This is a genomic window from Bacteroides sp. 1001302B_160321_D4, assembly GCF_015667765.1.
GTDB classification, from domain to species: Bacteria; Bacteroidota; Bacteroidia; order Bacteroidales; family Bacteroidaceae; genus Bacteroides; species Bacteroides xylanisolvens.
In genome coordinates, this window is record NZ_JADPLO010000034.1 from 1 (window position 1) to 19,221 (window position 19,221).

Consider the following 19,221-nt stretch of genomic DNA (forward strand, 5'->3'; position numbering starts at 1 on the left):
ACCAGCCACAAGCCCTGAAAGGGCGGAACTGTATACAATTATGCCCTTTCAGGGCGCAAATTCAGATTGTCGTTTTTTCGTAGGGCGTTGCCCTACGCTATATAATTAAGCCCTTTCAGGGCACTCCGCAAAATAATCATTTATTGACCTACCTATTTTTATCCTACAATGTTTTATTTCTCAATTTTTAATTCTCAATTCTTAATTTATCATTACCTTTGCCACACTAACTAACATTACGTAATAAAATAAGAAACTTATGGCAACACCTCCGTTTAAGTATCAGCCCATGTTTGAAAAGGGAAAAGATACAACTGAGTATTATCTGCTTACAAAAGACTATGTATCAGTAAGCGAGTTTGAAGGAAATCCCATCCTGAAAATTGAAAAAGAAGGTTTGACTGCGATGGCTAATGCTGCTTTTCGTGATGTATCATTCATGCTTCGTCGTTCACACAATGAACAAGTTGCTAAGATTCTGAGTGATCCGGAAGCAAGCGAAAACGATAAGTATGTGGCGTTGACTTTCCTGCGCAATGCAGAGGTTGCTTCAAAAGGCGTACTTCCATTCTGCCAGGACACCGGTACTGCTATTATCCACGGTGAAAAGGGACAGCAGGTATGGACTGGATATTCTGACGAAGAGGCACTTTCACTGGGCGTATATAAAACATACACTGAAGAAAACCTGCGTTATTCACAGAATGCGCCTCTGAATATGTATGATGAGGTAAATACAAAATGTAACCTCCCTGCACAGATTGACATCGAAGCTACCGAAGGTATGGAATATGAATTCCTTTGTGTAACAAAAGGTGGTGGTTCTGCCAACAAGACATATTTGTATCAGGAAACAAAAGCGATCCTGAATCCCGGTACATTGGTTCCGTTCCTGGTTGAAAAGATGAAAACATTGGGAACAGCCGCTTGTCCTCCTTATCATATCGCTTTCGTGATAGGTGGTACTTCTGCTGAAAAGAACCTGTTGACAGTGAAATTAGCTTCTACTCATTTCTATGATAACCTGCCGACTACCGGAAACGAATATGGTCGTGCATTCCGCGATGTCGAACTGGAGAAAGAAGTATTGGCAGAAGCTCACAAGATTGGGTTGGGTGCACAATTCGGAGGTAAATATCTTGCTCACGATGTACGCATCATCCGTCTGCCTCGTCATGGTGCATCTTGTCCGGTAGGTTTGGGCGTATCTTGCTCTGCCGACCGTAACATCAAATGTAAAATCAATAAGGAAGGTATCTGGATTGAGAAACTGGATTCAAATCCGGGTGAACTGATTCCGGCTGAACTGCGTCAGGCAGGTGAAGGTGATGTTGTGAAGATCGATCTGAACCGTCCGATGCCTGAAATCCTGAAAGAACTGACTAAATATCCGGTTGCTACCCGTCTGTCATTGAACGGAACGATTATCGTAGGTCGTGACATCGCTCATGCTAAACTAAAAGAACGTTTGGACCGCGGTGAAGACTTGCCGCAATATATTAAGGATCATCCTATTTATTATGCAGGTCCGGCAAAAACTCCGGAAGGCATGGCGTGTGGCTCTATGGGCCCTACTACGGCAGGACGTATGGACTCTTATGTAGAACTGTTCCAAAGTCATGGCGGTAGCATGGTGATGTTGGCAAAAGGTAACCGTAGCCAGCAGGTGACAGATGCTTGTCAGAAATATGGTGGTTTCTATCTTGGTTCTATCGGAGGTCCGGCAGCTATCCTTGCACAGAACAACATCAAGAGCATTGAATGTGTGGAATATCCGGAATTGGGTATGGAAGCTATCTGGAAGATCGAAGTAGAAAACTTCCCTGCATTTATCTTGGTAGATGATAAGGGTAACGACTTCTTCAAACAGTTGAAACCGTGGAATTGCAAAAAATAATCGGTTGATACCTGTTGGGATAAAACTATAAGAAGAGGCTGTAAATGCCTTGAATTAATAAAGGGGCTGTCTGACTATTTTATTGTTAGACAGCCCCTCTTCTTATTTTAAGGACTTAAAGACTTTCCGGATATTTACTTTTTCAGTGTAAATATCGACCTTTCATCTGTTATGATTACTTATTCTGTTCTTTTTTCCATTTTTCATATCTCTTCAACACCTTGCTTCCATCTTTGTTATACCAACTATAACCATTTCGGCGTTCGTGTCCGATTTCCGATATATCATATTTTTTAATACCATCACGGTCGCAGAAAAAAGGCCGGTTTGTTTCCAGATCATAAAAACGTGCCCAAAGAGTAGGACAGTCTTCACAGGGAACCATGCGATAGTCTTTTTTGCCATCACTGTTGGTGAAATATTCCTTCTGTATTCCTTTTATTTCAGACTTTTGGAACCATTTGATAGCACCTTCTATGGATTTTACAACGTCTGCAGATGGATGGGGAAGTGACATCAACAGTAATACAATGTTGTCAGACTCTTGTCCGCTTAGTGATGGGAGTTCATAGGCACGTGCTTTGCAGGGTTCCAAAGTGACACGGTCATGTTGGGCGCACCACACTGTTAACTCTCCATTTTGGCGCACCTGCGTTTTGAGTATACACTCTATCCCTTTATTAAATGCATTACGTGCTTGTTCACAGATATTGTCAGGAAGGAAAGTGTACGGAGCTTTCTTTTCGTATATGCTCCGAAGTTGATTCATGACTCTCACCATTGCATTGTCATTGTAGGTGATTTGTACGTAATAACCTTTGGGACGCGGATAAAATTGAGGCCATCCACCGTTTTCATACTGCGATTTGAGCAGATATTGAATACCGTTCAGCACTCCTTCTTTATATTTCTCCTTTTGCGTAGCCAGATAAAGCCGTGACAAATATTCTATTTCTGTCGTGGTGGCATTGTTGTCAATGGTGCTTTGGTTGGTATCTTCTTTAGCTTTTAGTGCTGCATTATATTCTTGTTCCGTCAGTTCCGCTGGCATATAGATATTCTTGGGCCAGCCTCCGGTTGTTTGTTGATAGAGTAACACGTTGTCACCGATGCGTTGGGCTTCTTCCGTCTTGAAGAAATCATCGTCAAATTTAGGGGCGATGTGTACCCATTCTTTGTAGTTCTGTTGTTTTCTGTAATCTGTTGCTTTTTGGGCTGAGGCGTTTGTCAGGATAAAAAGTAGCAGTAAGAAAAGACTTAGTTTTCTCATGGCTTTTATTATTTAATGTTTTTATAGTATGCAAATGTAGGAAGAAAGAAAAACATCGGTATGTAATAACTGTTTTTTATACAGTAAAAATTGGGTTAACCCTTCCGATAAGAAGATTAACCCAATAAAAAAATAAATGGAAACTACTTCCTTATTCCAGATATTTCGTAATCTTTCCGCTGATTTGCAACAGGGATATTTCGCAAAGTTTCGTATTGTATTCAGCAGAGAGGATGCGTTCCTCTGCATCTAACAAACTTTTTTGTGCTTCACGCACTTCAAAACCGGAGAGGTCTCCCTGTATATAACGGTCCATGGCAATATCGTGATTATCTTTGGCGGTTATCAGGTTTTGACGTTCCAGATTCAACAATTGAAGATTGTTGCGATAGGCTTGCCATAAGTTACTGAGATCAGAGCGAAGTGCTAATTCCAAGTCCTGTCGTTCCAGGCGACGATTCTTGAAAGCCAGACTCGCATTTCTCTTTTCGCGGCGACGATTACCGTCGAATATATTAAAACCGACAGTTATTCCGGCATTGAAGCCCAGTTCACCTCTTCTGCTGTTTGCATTGATGTCATACTTGTTGAACGTATATCCATATCCGGTATTTAATTTGAGATATGGATAGTTGCGTGAGTTTATTTTCTTGTAGTCCAATTGGGCAAGTACCGTGTTTTGATCGGCCTTGAGCAAAGAAGCATTGGTTGCTAACGTAGAATTCCACAAATCATCAAATTGCAAGTCGCTGTGTACGTCGATGGTGGAATCTTTGATAATAATGTTTTGATTGACATTGTTGTTAGCCATCAGTTCATTCAACTGGATGCGTGAAGAATGTAGCAATTCCTGTTGTTTGATGTATTGGGCACTGTCTGCATTGAAATCCACCTTTGCCTGCTGATAATCCAGCCCTGAAAACTTACCGACCAGGTGACTAGCCTCGGCTATGCGCAAACGCTCTTTGGAAAGTGACATTGCATAATGAAAGTTTTTCAGACGGATCTTCTGCTGGATAAAATTATAGTACTCGGAAGTCAGGGCAGCAATAAAATCTTCAATAGCAATACGCGTGTTGGTTTCCCCCTGACGTTCCAGCTCTTTCAACTGTTTGTAGGTGGTACTGATATTGAATCCGTCGAAAATAGTCCAGTTGAGGTTAAGACCGACATTAACCGTCTGATCGTAGACTCCGTTATGCTTTGTTATTTCCCCGGTAGCACGCGCCTTGGTCTCAATATTGTCGAGGTTTCCGGTATATCCGGCAGAGAAGTCCAGTGTAGGCAGGTATCCCGCATTTCCCAACGTTGCGTTGTTTTTGCTGATCTGCTCTTCGTTATGGATGATACGTAAAGAGTAATTGTTTTGCAATCCTTCTTCCAGACACTCCTTGAGAGTGAGAACTTGTGCCTTTGCAAAAGAGACTGATAAGAAGGCACATGCAATGGTGATATAAATGATGCGTTTCATGCAAATTCCTTTCTGTTTCATTCTTGTAGTTTTTTGATTCGGTTAGTCGAAATGTAACTGTAAATAGCCGGTACAATGTACATCGTAAGCAGAGTGGATACGACCATACCACCCACTACCGCCGTACCCATGGCAATACGCTGGTTACAACCTTCTCCGGTGGCAAATGCCAGCGGGATAAGTCCCAAAACCGTAGAGGCACTTGTCATCAGAATCGGACGGAGGCGTTGAAGGGCAGCATCTTTGATGGCACTCATTTTATCCTCTCCGGCTTCCTGTTTCTGATTGGCAAATTCTACAATAAGAATACCGTTCTTCGCCACCAGACCGATCAGCATGATAATACCGATCTGACTGAAAATATTCATCGTAATATCTCCGAAATACATGAAGACCAAAGCTCCGGCAATAGCCAGCGGCACTGTCAACATGATAATCAACGGATCTTTGAAACTTTCAAACTGGGCTGCCAGAATCAGGTAAATCAAAAGGATAGCCAGGATAAAGGCGAACATCAGACTGGAAGAACTTTCACGATATTCTTTCGAGTCTCCCGACAGGGCAGTGCGGAAAGTGTCATCCAATGTTTCTTTGGCAATCTTATCCATTTCATCCAAACCTTGCCCGATTGTTTTGCCGTCTGCCAATCCCGCAGAGATGGTAGCTGACACAAAACGGTTATAACGATACAACTTTGGAGGTGCAATACCGCTTTCCAATTCAATCAAGTTGTCCAGCTGAATCATATCCCCACTACTGCTGCGGACGTAAATCGCTTTCAGGTCGGCCGGTTTGTTTCGTTGCTGGCGGTTGATTTCACCAAGAATTTCGTATTGTTTACCGTTCATATAGAAATATCCCATACGCTGTCCACTTAATCCATATTGTAGCGTTTGAGCAATGTTTTTGGTACTTACTCCCATAATACTGGCCTTGTCGCGGTTGATCTGAATACGAGCTTCCGGTTTACTGAACTTCAAATCAACGTCCGCCATCTGGAAAACAGGATTCTCATATACTTTAGCCATAAACTTGGGCAACACTTCTTCCAGCTTTTCCAAATTGGTAGCCTGAAGTACATATTGTACAGGCATACTCCCACGACGTCCGCCAAAAGAAGACTGCTGCTGTACGAATGAACGCGCCATTGTTTTCTTCTGTACCGCTTTTGATATTTTCTCTGCCACATCCATCTGGGTATAATTACGTTCATTCATATCCTTCAGCGTGATGCGCACGTTTCCGCTACCGCTGGATACACGGGCAGTTACAGCCTCTGCATCAGGCAGAATAGAGTCTACCAGTTGATTGATGTCTTCTGTGTAATCCCTGATATATTCATAGGTGACGCCTTCCGCTCCTCGTGTATTGATACTGATTTGCGAACGGTCTTCAAGTGGGGCCATTTCCGCAGGAACTGCATTCCACAGAATACCAATCAGGCAAATGGTGATGAAAGTAAATGGAAGAGCGATCCAGCGTTTACTAAGAAAAGCGGCAAGCGAACGGCTGTATAGCCGGTTCATTCCTTCAAAGAACGGTTCTGTTTTTGCATAGAACCAACTTTGTTTTTCCCGTTTAATGAGTAACTTCGTTGCCAACATCGGAGTGAAAGTCAATGCGGCAAATGAGGATATAATCACCGAACCCGAAATAACGATACTGAACTCACGGAATAATCGTCCCGTCATTCCATCCATAAAGACGATAGGGAAGAATACCGCTACCAGCGTAATAGTGGTGGAAATAACGGCAAAGAAAATTTCTTTGGCTCCTTCTATTCCCGCTTCTTTCGGGGCCATTCCTTTCTCTATACGGATGTAGATATTTTCCGTCATAACGATGGCGTCATCTACCACCAGTCCCACCGATAGTACGATGGCGAGCATGGAAAGCACATTGATGGAGAATCCTGCCAGATACATAACGAAGAAAGCACCGATAAGGGAAACAGGGATTACGATACAAGGCACCAACGTGACGCGCCAGTCACGCAGGAAGAGGAAGATAATGATGATTACAAGTACAAAAGCCTCATATACAGTGGACTTAACCTCATTGATAGACGCACGGATAAACTTGGTATTATCAAAACCATAATTATAGTGTACATCTTCCGGCAAGTCTTTTTTCATTTGCTCCATACGTTGGTATACAGCATCCGCAATCTCAATGTGGTTGGCTCCCGGCTGTGGAATGACTACGACACCCACCATAGGAACGCCGTTCATCTTCATATAACTCTTGATATCAGCCGGCCCCAATTCAGCACGTCCGATATCACTGAATCGTACAATACGGTTATTCTCTTCTTTGACAATCAAGTCATTGAATTCATCTGCGGTATGCATCAATCCTAGTGTACGGATCGTCAACTCGGTGGTATTTCCTTCGATACTACCTGAAGGAAGTTCCACATTTTCGTTATCTACAGCGTTTTTAACATCGACGGGAGTGATACCGTAGCCTGCCATCTTTACCGGGTCGAGCCAAAGGCGCATGGAGTAACGCTTTTCTCCCCAGATAGATACACTACTTACATCGGAAATAGTCTGTAATTGTTCTTTCACAGTCAGATCCGCTATTTCACTTAATTCCAACAGAGAACGTTTGTCACTTTGAAGGGCAACCATCAAGATAGGCATGGCATCGGCATCCGCTTTTGAAACTGTCGGTGGGTCACAGTCGCGAGGCAGATAACGTTGGGCACGTGAAACCTTGTCACGTACGTCGTTGGCCGCTGTTTCCAGATCGACGGACAATTCAAATTCTACAGTGATACGGCTTTGCCCCTGCTGGCTCACACTGGACAAAGAACGGATACCGGGAATACCGTTGATATTCTGTTCCAACGGTTCAGTTATCTGGTTTTCGATAACGTCGGCATTAGCTCCCGGATAAGAGCAGCTGACAGAAATAATCGGATTATCTACCGACGGATATTCGCGGACACCCAAATAGTTGTATCCGATGAATCCGAAAAGGAGGATAATAATCGTTAATACTGTGGCTAATACCGGGCGACGTATACTTAATTCGGAGATGTTCATTGATTTATGATTTCTGATTTCTGAATTATGATTTCTGAGTTATGGATTGAAGATTTCTGATTTTTGAATTCTGATTTCTGATTTCTGAATGTTTGCTGGATTCTGCTGACTTATAAATCATAAATTATTTGGCTTTATAAATCATAAATTCTCATTCTTCAATATTGTCAAGTGTTACGGCGAGTCCGGTACGGAGTTGCAATGTTCCTGAAGTGATGATTGTGTCTCCTACGTGCAATCCTCTAATCACTTGCACTTCAGATGCGGTGCGGATACCGGTAATAATATCCACCGGTTCGGCCTTTCCTGATTTATACAGATAGACTTTATCTTTACCCATTTCCGGCACAATTGCTTCCGTTGGGATGGCTATTGCATTAGGTATTTCATCCTTTTTCAACAGCACACTGGCATAACGGCCGGGAAGCAGGGTGCGATTGACATTCGGGTATAATGCACGGGCGGTAAATTGATGCAGATTCGGATCGATGGCAGATTCTACAGCGTATACCTGTGCGCCAAAAGCATCCAATGTTCCTTCAACGCTGAAATTGAGATTGGTACCCTTTTTAATTTGCTTGGCATAGCGTTCCGGAACGGAAAATTCAACCTTCAGTGGAGCGATTTTTGTCAGCTTGGCAACGACTGTGGTCGGAGACGCATACGTACCGATACTGACTTGGCGAAGTCCGATCACTCCGTCAAACGGAGCACGTAGCTCTGTCAGTTCAATATTAGCTTTGATAATTTCTATATCGGCATTCAGAGTTGCTAAATCCGTTTTCACCTGTTCGTAGGCTTCTTTACTGACAGCATCCCGTTTCAATAAAGCATCCTGGCGGAATACACGGTCTTCTGCCAGTTTCAATTGCGAAATCAACCTTTGCAATTGTGCCTGCAACTGCCTGTCATTCACTTTGGCTAGTAATTGGCCTTTCTTTACGGCTGTTCCTTCTTCAAAGTTGATTTCTACAATCTTTCCCGACGTTTCGAAAGATAAATCCACTTCTTCATCGGGTAGAAGTACACCAGTAGTGGTGAACTCATCTGTCAGAGATTGTGGTTTTATGACCTTGGCATTTACATTTAAAACTTGTTTCCCTCTTTTTTTATTACTGCCCATCACTTTGTCGGCGGCTGCTAGTTCGTCGTTTTTTTTCGGTAATTGTGAGTAGATTCCTCCACCGATAATCCCGGCACCAACAAGAATAATGATGCCCCATTTAGTCTTCTTATTCATGGTTTAGTATTGTATATGGCAATTATATTGTACATCTTCAAAAATTAGACTTCCCCTGATGGGAAAGGTTTAAAGAAAGGAAGAGTAAAAAAGAGTTAATCAGTAAGCAGCCCGATATTTTCCTTCCTCTTTATCTTCCAACATATTGAGATAAGAGGTATAACGGGATTCGCTGATGAGGTGCTCTTCCACTGCTTTGCGTACGGCACATCCCGGTTCATGACGATGTGTACAGTTGCCATATTTGCAGTCGGCGGAGGTTTTGAATATTTCGGGAAAATAATGTCCGATCTCTTCTTCTTCCATATCGAATGTGCCGAAGCCCTTGATACCCGGAGTATCGATGATATAGCCATCTCCTTCCACAGGGAACATTTCGGAGAAAGTAGTAGTATGCATTCCTTTGTTGTGGTAAGAAGAAATTTCGCCGGTCTTGGTTTCTATGCCCGGCAGTATGGAATTGATAAGAGTCGATTTGCCGACTCCCGAATGTCCGGAAAATAAAGTAATCTTGCCTTCCAGTGCTTTTTTGATTTCAGCCACTCCAGTGCCGTTCTTTGCGGAAACTTTGAAGCAAGGGTAGCCGATTTGTGTGTATAAGTTGATAAGTGCGTCCAGATAGCGGAGCTCATCTTCGTCGTAAGCATCTACCTTATTAAATACCAGTTTGACAGGGACGCGATAGGCCTCTGCGGATGCAAGAAAACGATCAATAAAAATAGTGGAAGTTTCCGGATAATTGATGGTTACCACCAGCATACACTGGTCGAGATTGGCAGCAAGGATATGAGATTGTTTGGAAAGATTGGATGAACGGCGGATGATGTAGTTCTTTCTATCTTCTATTTCACTGATAAAAGCAGTGCCTTCCTGATTAAGTATAATTCGGACACGATCACCCACTGCAACAGGATTAGTACTGCGAATCCCTTTCAATCGGAAATTCCCTTTGATTTTACATTCAATAGATTGTCCGTCATCGGTTTTCACCTGATACCAACTACCCGTGTTTTTGATTACTAATCCTTTCATATAAATTATAAATTAAAAATGAAGAATGAAGAATTCAGGCTGTGTTTCAACTGAATAATACAGCATTATAATTCCTCATTCTTCATTCTTAATTCTTCATTATTTTTTAGACGGTCATAATTTCTTTATCCTTTTCAGCCAGCATATCATCGATTTGTTTGATATACTTATCATGGATTTTTTGCAGTTTGGCTTCCGCATTCTTCTGCTCGTCTTCTGCCAATCCGTCTTTTACGGCCTTTTTCAGTGCGTCGATGCCGTCACGACGCGCGTTGCGTACGCTTACTTTAGCCGTTTCGCCTTCTCCTTTACACTGTTTTGCCAGTTGTTTACGGCGTTCTTCCGTCAGGGGAGGGATGCCGATACGGATCATTTCTCCATTGTTTTCGGGCATGATACCGAGGTCAGAGTCGATAATTGCTTTTTCGATGACACGGAACATGCTTTTATCCCAAGGCTTGATCACGATACTGCGGGCGTCCGGAGTAGTAATTGCTGCTACATTGCTGATAGGTACCATACTTCCGTAAGAATCTACGCGGATACCATCTAATAAGCGTGCACTCGCTTTTCCGGCGCGGATATGTGCCAGTGCTTCTTCCAGATACATGATGGCCATATCCATCTTTTCTTGTGCATTGTCAAGGCAAGTCTTTACGTCTACCATATTTTTTGAGATTTAAAATTGCATTTTGATTGATTAAGTAGCAAAAGTATATTATTTTTTGTTCATCTGCAACAGCATACCCATCTTTTTTATGAGTGACTTGCCAATGATAATCAGGGTAACAGCGGTGATAATCATTAAAATACCCATCATTAAGCGGGGAGTCAGTTTTTCGTGAAACAGGAGAACACCGAAGAATAAAGCTGTCACCGGTTCCAGAGCACCCAATATTGCCGTTGGTGTAGAGCCTATATAATGGATGGCCAGTGCGGTACAGACCAGTGATACGGCAGTTGGCAGGATGGCGAGTGATAATACATCGGCCCAGAGCCAGGCAGACGGTATTACTTGCAGTTCCGTACAGAAATTTAAACGGACGATATAAACCGATAGTCCGAACAAAATGGCATAGAAGGTAAGTTTCGTGGTCGGCAGGTTTTTCAATGTCGAACGGTTTACACCTACTATATATATAGCATAAGAGAGAGAAGACAACAGAACAAAGATAATTCCCAAAGTCGATAGCGGTTTGTTGCCGTCTCCCTGATAGAGCAAGGCAATACCGGAAAGTGCCAGCAGGATGGAGAAAACGGTAATGGCGGAAATCTTTTCCTTGAAGAATATTCCCATGATGACAGCTACCATCACCGGATAAACAAACAGAATCGTAGAAGCAATTCCGGCATCCATATAATTATAACTCATAAACAAAAGCAGTGATGAAAAAGAGAATAACAATCCCATAATGACTAAGGGCAAAACGTCTGCCTTATGAAGTGCAAAAGACTGATGCTGCATTTTCATCAGAATACCCAATACGATTGTCGCAAAGAAGTACCGGTAGAATAAAACGGTATCGACACTCATTCCGGCTGCATAGAGCGGAAGTGCAAAAAGAGGATTCATACCGTAGCTCGCAGCGGCAATCGCTCCATAGATAAAACCTTTGGTTTTGTTAGTCATTGTTTTGCTTTTTTTAATGGCGTGCAAAAGTACGCAGTTCACCAATGATAAACAAGTGTTTAGGCGGTTGATAGTATAATTTAATCTTTCGTATGCTAAAAACTATTTCTTGGTAAAGAGATAACTAATCTTGTTTATGCATAAAATTAATCGTCTGACTATAGTCGAACTTGCGTCTGACTACTGTTAAACTTACGTCTGACTATAGTTGAACTTTCGTCTGACTATAGTCAGACGAAAAAGAATTAACCGTCAGATGATTAATTTTATTCGGTAGGGAGATTAGTTATACGCCTCCCGAGTAATAGTCTGCAGGCAATAGGCAATCAGGTTTTTGAATAAACACTTGCATATATCTTGGATTTTCCCGAATATTGCATCTGAATTATCGAAAAACACAGATGACCAAAGCTAAATTTCTTGTTGTTTATTGCCTGTTCATATCGGGACTTTGTTGCATGGCAAATGTGACGAAGGATATCAATATGCGCTTTAAGGACGTAAGGCAGGGACTTTCTCATCAAACAGTCAATTGTTTCTATCAGGATGAATTCGGATTTTTGTGGATCGGCACTCAAGACGGGCTGAATCGATTTGACGGACGTAAGTTTGAAGTATTCAAACCGGATAACGCTAATCCTTATTCCATCAATATCAATAATATCAGGCAGGTTTGCGGAAATAAAGCCGGATTGCTCTTTATCCGCAGTTTGCAGAGCGTGACTCTTTATGATATGCGTTTGAATCGTTTTAGGGTGTTGCGTGAAGGAGAAGTTGCGGGAATCTGTTATGCGCACGATGCATTATGGATAGCTACCGGAAAGGAAATCTACCGTTATCGCAACCTCGACCAGGCGCCCGAGTTATTCTTTTCATTTCCTTCGGATGAGGAGGATGTATTGATGAACAGTCTCATGGTTCGTCAGAATCAGACAGTGGTGGTGGGGACTTCTTCGAAAGGTGTATACTGTATTGACCAGTCTGCACATATCACCCGGCGTATGGATGTGGGAGCTGTCAATTCAATAACAGAAGATAGAAACGGGAGTATCTGGATAGCTACCAGAAACAGAGGGCTCATACGGTTGGATGAAGATGGAACACTTACTCATTTCAAGCATAATAAGGTAGCTGAAAATACGATTAACCATAATAATGTGCGTCATGTGACGCAAGCTAATGATAGTCTCCTGTATATCGGAACCTATGCCGGTTTGCAGACTTTAAACCTGTTTACCGGAGAGTTTACAGATTATGAATATGACTTGAATGTGGAGGCGGCCGATATACGTTCTATTATTTCGATGCATTACGACACTTCGGGGACTTTATGGTTGGGGACTTTCTATCAGGGAATCCAATATTATAATGTAGCGAATGATGCTTTCCATTTTTACCGCTCGTCTACGGCTGTTGGCGGTCATTTGAATTCTTATATTATCAGTTCCATTGCCGAAGACCGTTCCGGACGGATCTGGTTTGCAAGTGAAGGAAGCGGGTTGAACTATTATGATAAACATACCAAACGCTTTTTCCCTTTAAAAAAGGTCTATTCTCAAGAGCTTTCTTTTAAGATAGTGAAGTCTCTTTATTATGAGAAAGAGCCGGATTATCTTTGGGTAGCTTCTCTTTATCAGGGAATCAACCGGATTAATCTGTCGACCGGGCATATAGAATCTATCTCGGAAAACATCTATACTCCGGAAGGAAAAACAGTTGTTGACAGAGCCTATAATCTGGTGAAAATGATAGAGTTTGCCGGCCACGATTCTTTATTGATAGCTGCCAAGGGAGGATTGCTTGTATTGGATAAAAAACACCTTCGACTTCATCATTTCGAACACCCTTCGTTGGCTGCCAAACATCTGTCGCAGGTTTGGGATATGACGTTTGACAAAGACGGGGATCTATGGCTGACTACCTCTTTTGATCTGATACGAGTCAACCTCAAAGCGGGCATTGCCCATAGTTATCCTTTCTCCCAAATAGCGCAGAGTACAGCGCAGCATCACATCAACCACATTTTATGTGATAAGAAAGGACGTATATGGCTGGGATCGACAGGCTCGGGAATTTATCTATTTGATAAGAAGACAGATTCTTTTGTGGGATACGGAGCGAAACAGGGATTGGAAAATGGATTTATAACCGGATTGGTGGAGAGTCCTTTGGATGGTTCTATCTATGTGGCAACCAATGGTGGTTTCTCTAAATTCAATCTGGCAACGACTACATTCGAGAACTATAACAGACAGAGTGATTTTCCCTTGAATAATGTAAATGACGGAGGGCTGTATATTGCGTCCGACCACGAAATTTACGTGTGTGGTCTGGCGGGTATTGTCTCTATCGCCCAGGAAAAGCTGAACAAGCAGTCTGTTGACTATGATGTGTTTGTAAAACGGGTGCTTGTGGATAATACGGAAATACAACCGCTTGATTCGTTGGGGCTTATCAAAGAAACCGTATTGTATGAACATCGGTTAGTATTGCCGCCCAGATATTCTTCCGTCACTTTTGAGATAGCAAGTAACACCCTGAATAATATTTCTAATATCGGTCTGGAATATAAACTTGAAGGCTTTGATAACGAATATATGAAGGCGGGCGATAATACGATGATTACCTATACCAATCTTCATCCGGGGCATTATACTTTCCATGTCCGTGGCGACCAGGTGGGCGTTCACGGTCGGGAAGCACCTTCCGTTAGTTTTGAGCTGATAGTGGAGGCTCCGGTTTATCAGCGGGCATGGTTTATTTTGTTGATGGTGCTGGCAGCTATCCTTATTGCCGGCTATATTATCCGTATGTTCTGGATACGAAAAACCTTGCGGCACTCTTTATTGGCCGAGAAACGGGAAAAAGAGTATATCGAAAGTGTGAACCAGTCCAAACTGCGTTTCTTTACCAATGTATCGCATGAATTCCGTACTCCGTTAACGCTTATATCCAGCCAGCTCGAAATGCTCCTGATGCATAAGGACATTATTCCTGAAGTATATAATAAGATTCTGGATATTTATAAAAATTCCCGCCGGATGAATAACCTCGTGGATGAAGTCATTGATATCCGTAAGCAGGATCAGGGATACTTGAAACTAAAGATTTCTAAAGAGAATATTGTGGCGGTGATAGAGGAAATTTGTGGCTCTTTCTATAGTTATGCCCAACTGAATAAGATAGATCTCCGCTTTTCTTCCACTCTGAAAGAAGCTGATTTGTATATTGACAAAACACAGATAGAGAAAGTATTCTATAATTTATTGTCCAACGCTTTTAAGTATACGAAGCCTGGTGACTGGATTTCTGTTGAGCTGTCAGCGGAAGGAGATAATGACATTGTGATTTCAGTCAACAACCTGGGGGTAGGCATTGATAAATCCAAGATCAAACATGTATTTGAACGGTTTTGGCAGGATGATTCGGCAACAACCACACGAACTGTCAAAGGATCGGGCATTGGATTGGCGATGGCGAAAGGAATTGTAGAGTTGCATCAGGGAACCATCGGAGTGGAAAGCGAACTGAATGGAGTTACCTCTTTTACCGTTACTCTCCACCGGGATGCGAATATGAATATGGAAGCCTCTTCCTCCGCAGACGAGCACGTTGCCGAACATTATATAATAGAGCCTCAAGAAATCTCGGAAATGGTGAAGCCGGATAAAACGGTGAAAATACTGATTGTAGAAGATAACCCGGAAATGCGTAAAGTATTGACGCAGATTTTTGAACAGATATATGAGGTATATACGGCTGCCGACGGGCAGGAAGGATTGGAACGGGCTTCTTCGCTCCAACCGCAGATGATTGTAAGTGACATCATGATGCCTGTCATGTCCGGACTGGAAATGTGCGAGAAGTTGAAAAGTAATTTGCAGACCAGCCATATACCTGTTGTCTTGCTGACAGCCCGCAACCGGGAAGAACATACCTTGGAAGGCTTGCAGACAGGTGCGGATGATTATATCTCCAAACCTTTTAATATCAAGATATTGGTAGCCCGGTGCAACAATATCATCCAGACTCGTAAACTACTTCAACAACGGTTTGTTCGAAACGACGAACCTAAAGTGGAAGACCTTCCGTTTAATCCGATCGATAAAAAGATGTTGATGGATGCTACGGCGATTGTGGAATCTTATATTGATAACCCAGACTTTGACGTAGCTACTTTTGCACGAGAAATGTGTATGAGCAGAACGTTGCTTTTCACCAAATTGAAAGCATTGACCGGACAGACCCCGAATGACTTTATTTTATCTTTGAGACTGAAAAAAGCAACAGAAAAATTGCGGAATGACCCCAATGCCCTGATTGCTGATATAGCATTTGATTACGGTTTTTCTAATCCAAGTTATTTTATCCGGTGTTTTAAAAATGCTTATGATATTACTCCGGCTGCTTATAGACGGAAATATGCAAACTCTTAATTTATAGTGTTTTAGGTGCTTTCTACCTGACGAGATTTGTACTATTTGAACTTTTATACGGACGATTCTATTATTCGAAATCATTAATAATTGGGATTTTTGCGCTGTAATCATTCAAATTATTACATAGTATGAAAAACATCGTAATTAAATGGGCTGTGTTCCTGACAGCCTTTCTTATCTCTTTAGAGGTTAGTGCTCAAAACGTCAGAGTTTCTGGAGTGGTGACAGACGCACTTGGACCGATCCCCGGAGTTAATATCATGGAGGAGGGGACTACTAACGGTACAGTGACGGATGTAAATGGAAAATATTCAATCAGTGTATCGGCTAAATCTACCCTTGTTTTTTCTTGTATAGGATATAAGGAACAAAAAATACGTGTCGGTACGAAAACGGTACTGAATGTGAATATGGTGGAAGAGTCGAAAATGCTCGATGAATTGGTGGTTGTCGGTTATGGAGTTCAGCGTAAGAGTGATGTGGCCACTTCGGTAGCTTCGGTCAAAGCGGATGAAATGAAAACATTTCCCGCCGGAAATGTGGCTGACATGTTACGTGGACGTGCCGCAGGTGTGAATGTAACGAGTAGTTCCGGACGACCGGGATCGACTCCTTCGATTACCATTCGTGGTTCCCGTTCTATCAGTGCAGACAATGCACCTTTATATATTATAGATGGTTCTCCTTCCAGTGCAACAGAGTTCAGTACGTTGAGTGCGGATGATATTGAATCGGTTGAAATTCTGAAAGATGCTGCGTCGCAGGCTATTTATGGTGCACGCGCCAGTGACGGTGTGGTACTGGTGACTACCAAACGTGGTAAAGCCGGAAAAGTGGAAGTCAACTATAATGGCTATCTGGGTATTCAATCTCTCTGGAGAAATTTCGATTTCTACTCTCCCGAAGAATATATGCAGCTTCGTCGTGAAGCAAAGGCGCATGATAAAGGAATAATTGATGCGCGTGAGATTTCTATAGCCGAAGCGTTGGAAGACGAGGTGATGCAACGGGTATGGGCCAGCGGAAAGTTTATCGACTGGGAAAAAGAAATGTTCAGAAATGCAATCTATCATAATCATGACGTCAGTGTACGTGGAGGAACAGAAAAAATCAAAGTATCGGCAGGTGCCAACTACTTTGACCAACAAGGAATGGTGGTTACCGGATCGGGGTATCAGAAGTTTTCTTTAAGACTGAATCTGGACTTTGAAATAGCCAAATGGATTAGTTTCGGTATCAATTCTTCTTATGCGATGACAAAACAAGATCGTGAGGATGGTAACTTTAATGATTTTATTACCAGTTCTCCATTGGCGGAGATATATGATGCGGATGGCAAGTATACAAAATATATCAACTCGGAAGGAAATTATAATCCTTTGTACCGTGCCGAACATTATGGACGTGAAGTAACCCGTGATAATTACCGCCTGAACTTTTTTATGGATGTGAAACCTTTCAAGGGATTCAATTATCGTCTGAATACTTCTGTTTATAATCAGACGTCTGAAGACGGTTCTTATAAAGATTCCCAATATCCGGGAGGCGGAGGAACGGCCGTTCTTGACGAATCGCGTACACAGAACTGGCTGGTTGAGAATATTGTAACCTATAAAGTGCCTATCCGCAACAAGAAACACCAGTTGACATTGACCGGCGTTCAGTCTGTCGACCATAATGGGTCGAAGTCTATCGGGTACTCGGTTGAGAATCTTCCGGTGGATAAAGACTGGAACTTCATTTCTCAAGGTGAGTTTACAGGCAAGCCTCGTCGTCAGTTTAATGAAAATAACTTGGTGTCGTTCATGGCCCGGGCGCAATATTCGCTTTTAGATCGTTATTTGTTGAACGTGGCTGTCCGCCGTGACGGTTCCAGCCGTTTCGGAAAAGAAAATAAATGGGGAACTTTCCCGTCGGCAGCTTTTGCCTGGCGTGTCAATCAGGAGAGTTTCCTAAGAGATGTGTCGTGGATTGATAACCTGAAACTGCGTGTGAGTTATGGTATTGTAGGTAATCAGAACGGTATCGGCAATTATACTACTTTGGGACTGGCTGATAATAAAGGATATGAGTTTGGAGATGTTTTTCAAATGGGATATTTGCCGGGCAAGGAACTGTCTAATCCAAACTTGAAATGGGAACAGTCTGCAACAGCTAACTTTGGTGTTGATTTTAGTTTCTTCAATGGGCGTCTGAATGGTACGGTTGAGTATTATAATACTCATACGAAGGATTTGTTGGTGAAACGTTCCCTGAATGCGTCACTCGGATATACTACCATGCTAGATAATCTGGGAAAGACGAAATCCAGTGGTATCGATCTTTCTTTAAATGGTGACGTGGTACGTACAAAGGAGTTTACCTGGACACTCGGAACTAATTTCAGCATGTATAAGAATGAAATTGTCCGTATTGACGATACTCTCGATGAGAACGGGAAACCGGCAAGTCAGGTAGCACAGGGGTGGATTATCGGAGAACCGATCAATGTATACTATGATTATCTGATAGATGGAATTTTTCAGTATGATGATTTTGATATCACTCGTGATGGTACGGGAAATCTGGTTTATACACTGAAAAACACCTATGATAGTGATAATGACGGTGTGGCCGACAGTCCGATTAATTACGGTGGCGCTATTGAACCGGGAATGGTCAAGGTGCGTGATAACAACGGGGATGGAAAGATTACAGCTGATGACAGGGTACCTATCCGTAAAGATCCGAAGTTTACACTCTCCCTTTCTTCTACATGGAACTGGAAAGGATTTGATCTGTTCATGGACTGGTATGGAGTTTCCGGCAGAAAGATTAAGAACGGTTATTTGTACGAGTATAATTCCGGTGGTTCTTTACGTGGAAAATTGAATGGGGTGAAGGTGGATTATTGGACTCCGTTCAATCCTTCGAACAAATTCCCACGTCCTTCTTATAGTGCGGACCCTGCATATTTGAGTGCCATTGCCATTCAGGATGCTTCTTATATCCGTTTACGCACCTTACAACTGGGATATACTTTCCCCACCCGACTATTGAAGAATACTCCGATTCATAAATTACGATTGTATGCAACAGCTACTAACTTGCTGACATTTACGGAGTTTAAATCTTATAGTCCCGAACTGACTCCAGGGTCTTATCCGGAGTCCAAACAATATGTGTTTGGTGTCAATGTTTCATTCTAAAATA

The 19,221-nt window shown here is 42.4% G+C and carries 10 protein-coding genes; 3 read left to right on the forward strand and 7 right to left on the reverse strand.

What is annotated here, in order from left to right; all coding sequences use genetic code 11:
• Positions 1–259 precede the first annotated feature (259 nt).
• Positions 260–1,897, forward strand: a complete 1,638-nt coding sequence (locus KFO40_RS13965; RefSeq protein WP_004306525.1) for a fumarate hydratase — start codon at positions 260–262, stop codon at positions 1,895–1,897.
• 175 nt (positions 1,898–2,072) lie between these two features.
• Here the strand turns inward: KFO40_RS13965 and pelA are convergent, their stop codons facing one another.
• The 7 genes from pelA to KFO40_RS14000 form a co-directional block, all read right to left on the reverse strand.
• A complete protein-coding gene (pelA, locus tag KFO40_RS13970) occupies positions 2,073–3,167 on the reverse strand; it encodes a pectate lyase (RefSeq protein ID WP_004306527.1) in 1,095 nt (364 codons plus the stop codon).
• Positions 3,168–3,318: 151 nt separating this feature from the next.
• Positions 3,319–4,659: a TolC family protein gene (locus tag KFO40_RS13975; RefSeq protein ID WP_081357948.1), complete on the reverse strand. Its 1,341-nt coding sequence runs from the start codon at positions 4,657–4,659 to the stop codon at positions 3,319–3,321.
• The gene (locus KFO40_RS13980; RefSeq protein WP_004299194.1) at positions 4,656–7,688 is read right to left on the reverse strand and encodes an efflux RND transporter permease subunit; all 3,033 of its coding nucleotides are present in this window, start codon (positions 7,686–7,688) and stop codon (positions 4,656–4,658) included. The genes KFO40_RS13975 and KFO40_RS13980 overlap by 4 nt, the downstream gene beginning before the upstream one ends.
• A 151-nt stretch (positions 7,689–7,839) precedes the next feature.
• A complete protein-coding gene (locus KFO40_RS13985) occupies positions 7,840–8,928 on the reverse strand; it encodes an efflux RND transporter periplasmic adaptor subunit (RefSeq protein WP_004316320.1) in 1,089 nt (362 codons plus the stop codon).
• 99 nt (positions 8,929–9,027) lie between these two features.
• Positions 9,028–9,960, reverse strand: a complete 933-nt coding sequence (gene rsgA / locus KFO40_RS13990; RefSeq protein ID WP_008770689.1) for a ribosome small subunit-dependent GTPase A — start codon at positions 9,958–9,960, stop codon at positions 9,028–9,030.
• Between the two features lie 106 nt (positions 9,961–10,066).
• Positions 10,067–10,627, reverse strand: coding sequence for a ribosome recycling factor (gene frr, locus KFO40_RS13995; RefSeq protein WP_004299198.1), 561 nt, complete (start codon positions 10,625–10,627; stop codon positions 10,067–10,069).
• Between the two features lie 51 nt (positions 10,628–10,678).
• Complete coding sequence (locus tag KFO40_RS14000; RefSeq protein ID WP_004299199.1) at positions 10,679–11,590, reverse strand: EamA family transporter; 912 nt, start codon at positions 11,588–11,590, stop codon at positions 10,679–10,681.
• 401 nt (positions 11,591–11,991) lie between these two features.
• Here KFO40_RS14000 and KFO40_RS14005 point away from each other — a divergent pair, with 401 nt between their 5' ends.
• Complete coding sequence (locus KFO40_RS14005) at positions 11,992–16,026, forward strand: response regulator (RefSeq protein ID WP_211146489.1); 4,035 nt, start codon at positions 11,992–11,994, stop codon at positions 16,024–16,026.
• Positions 16,027–16,157: 131 nt separating this feature from the next.
• Positions 16,158–19,217: a SusC/RagA family TonB-linked outer membrane protein gene (locus KFO40_RS14010; protein ID WP_211146490.1), complete on the forward strand. Its 3,060-nt coding sequence runs from the start codon at positions 16,158–16,160 to the stop codon at positions 19,215–19,217.
• Positions 19,218–19,221 lie beyond the last annotated feature (4 nt).

Excerpts from the sequence above, each read along its gene's own strand:
- KFO40_RS13975 (WP_081357948.1), bottom strand. The coding sequence starts at position 4,659 with ATGAAACAGAAAGGAATTTGCATGAAACGCATCATTTATATCACCATT.
- rsgA (WP_008770689.1), bottom strand. The coding sequence starts at position 9,960 with ATGAAAGGATTAGTAATCAAAAACACGGGTAGTTGGTATCAGGTGAAA.
- KFO40_RS13980 (WP_004299194.1), bottom strand. The coding sequence starts at position 7,688 with ATGAACATCTCCGAATTAAGTATACGTCGCCCGGTATTAGCCACAGTA.
- KFO40_RS14010 (WP_211146490.1), top strand. The coding sequence starts at position 16,158 with ATGAAAAACATCGTAATTAAATGGGCTGTGTTCCTGACAGCCTTTCTT.
- KFO40_RS13985 (WP_004316320.1), bottom strand. The coding sequence starts at position 8,928 with ATGAATAAGAAGACTAAATGGGGCATCATTATTCTTGTTGGTGCCGGG.
- pelA (WP_004306527.1), bottom strand. The coding sequence starts at position 3,167 with ATGAGAAAACTAAGTCTTTTCTTACTGCTACTTTTTATCCTGACAAAC.
- frr (WP_004299198.1), bottom strand. The coding sequence starts at position 10,627 with ATGGTAGACGTAAAGACTTGCCTTGACAATGCACAAGAAAAGATGGAT.
- KFO40_RS14005 (WP_211146489.1), top strand. The coding sequence starts at position 11,992 with ATGACCAAAGCTAAATTTCTTGTTGTTTATTGCCTGTTCATATCGGGA.
- KFO40_RS13965 (WP_004306525.1), top strand. The coding sequence starts at position 260 with ATGGCAACACCTCCGTTTAAGTATCAGCCCATGTTTGAAAAGGGAAAA.
- KFO40_RS14000 (WP_004299199.1), bottom strand. The coding sequence starts at position 11,590 with ATGACTAACAAAACCAAAGGTTTTATCTATGGAGCGATTGCCGCTGCG.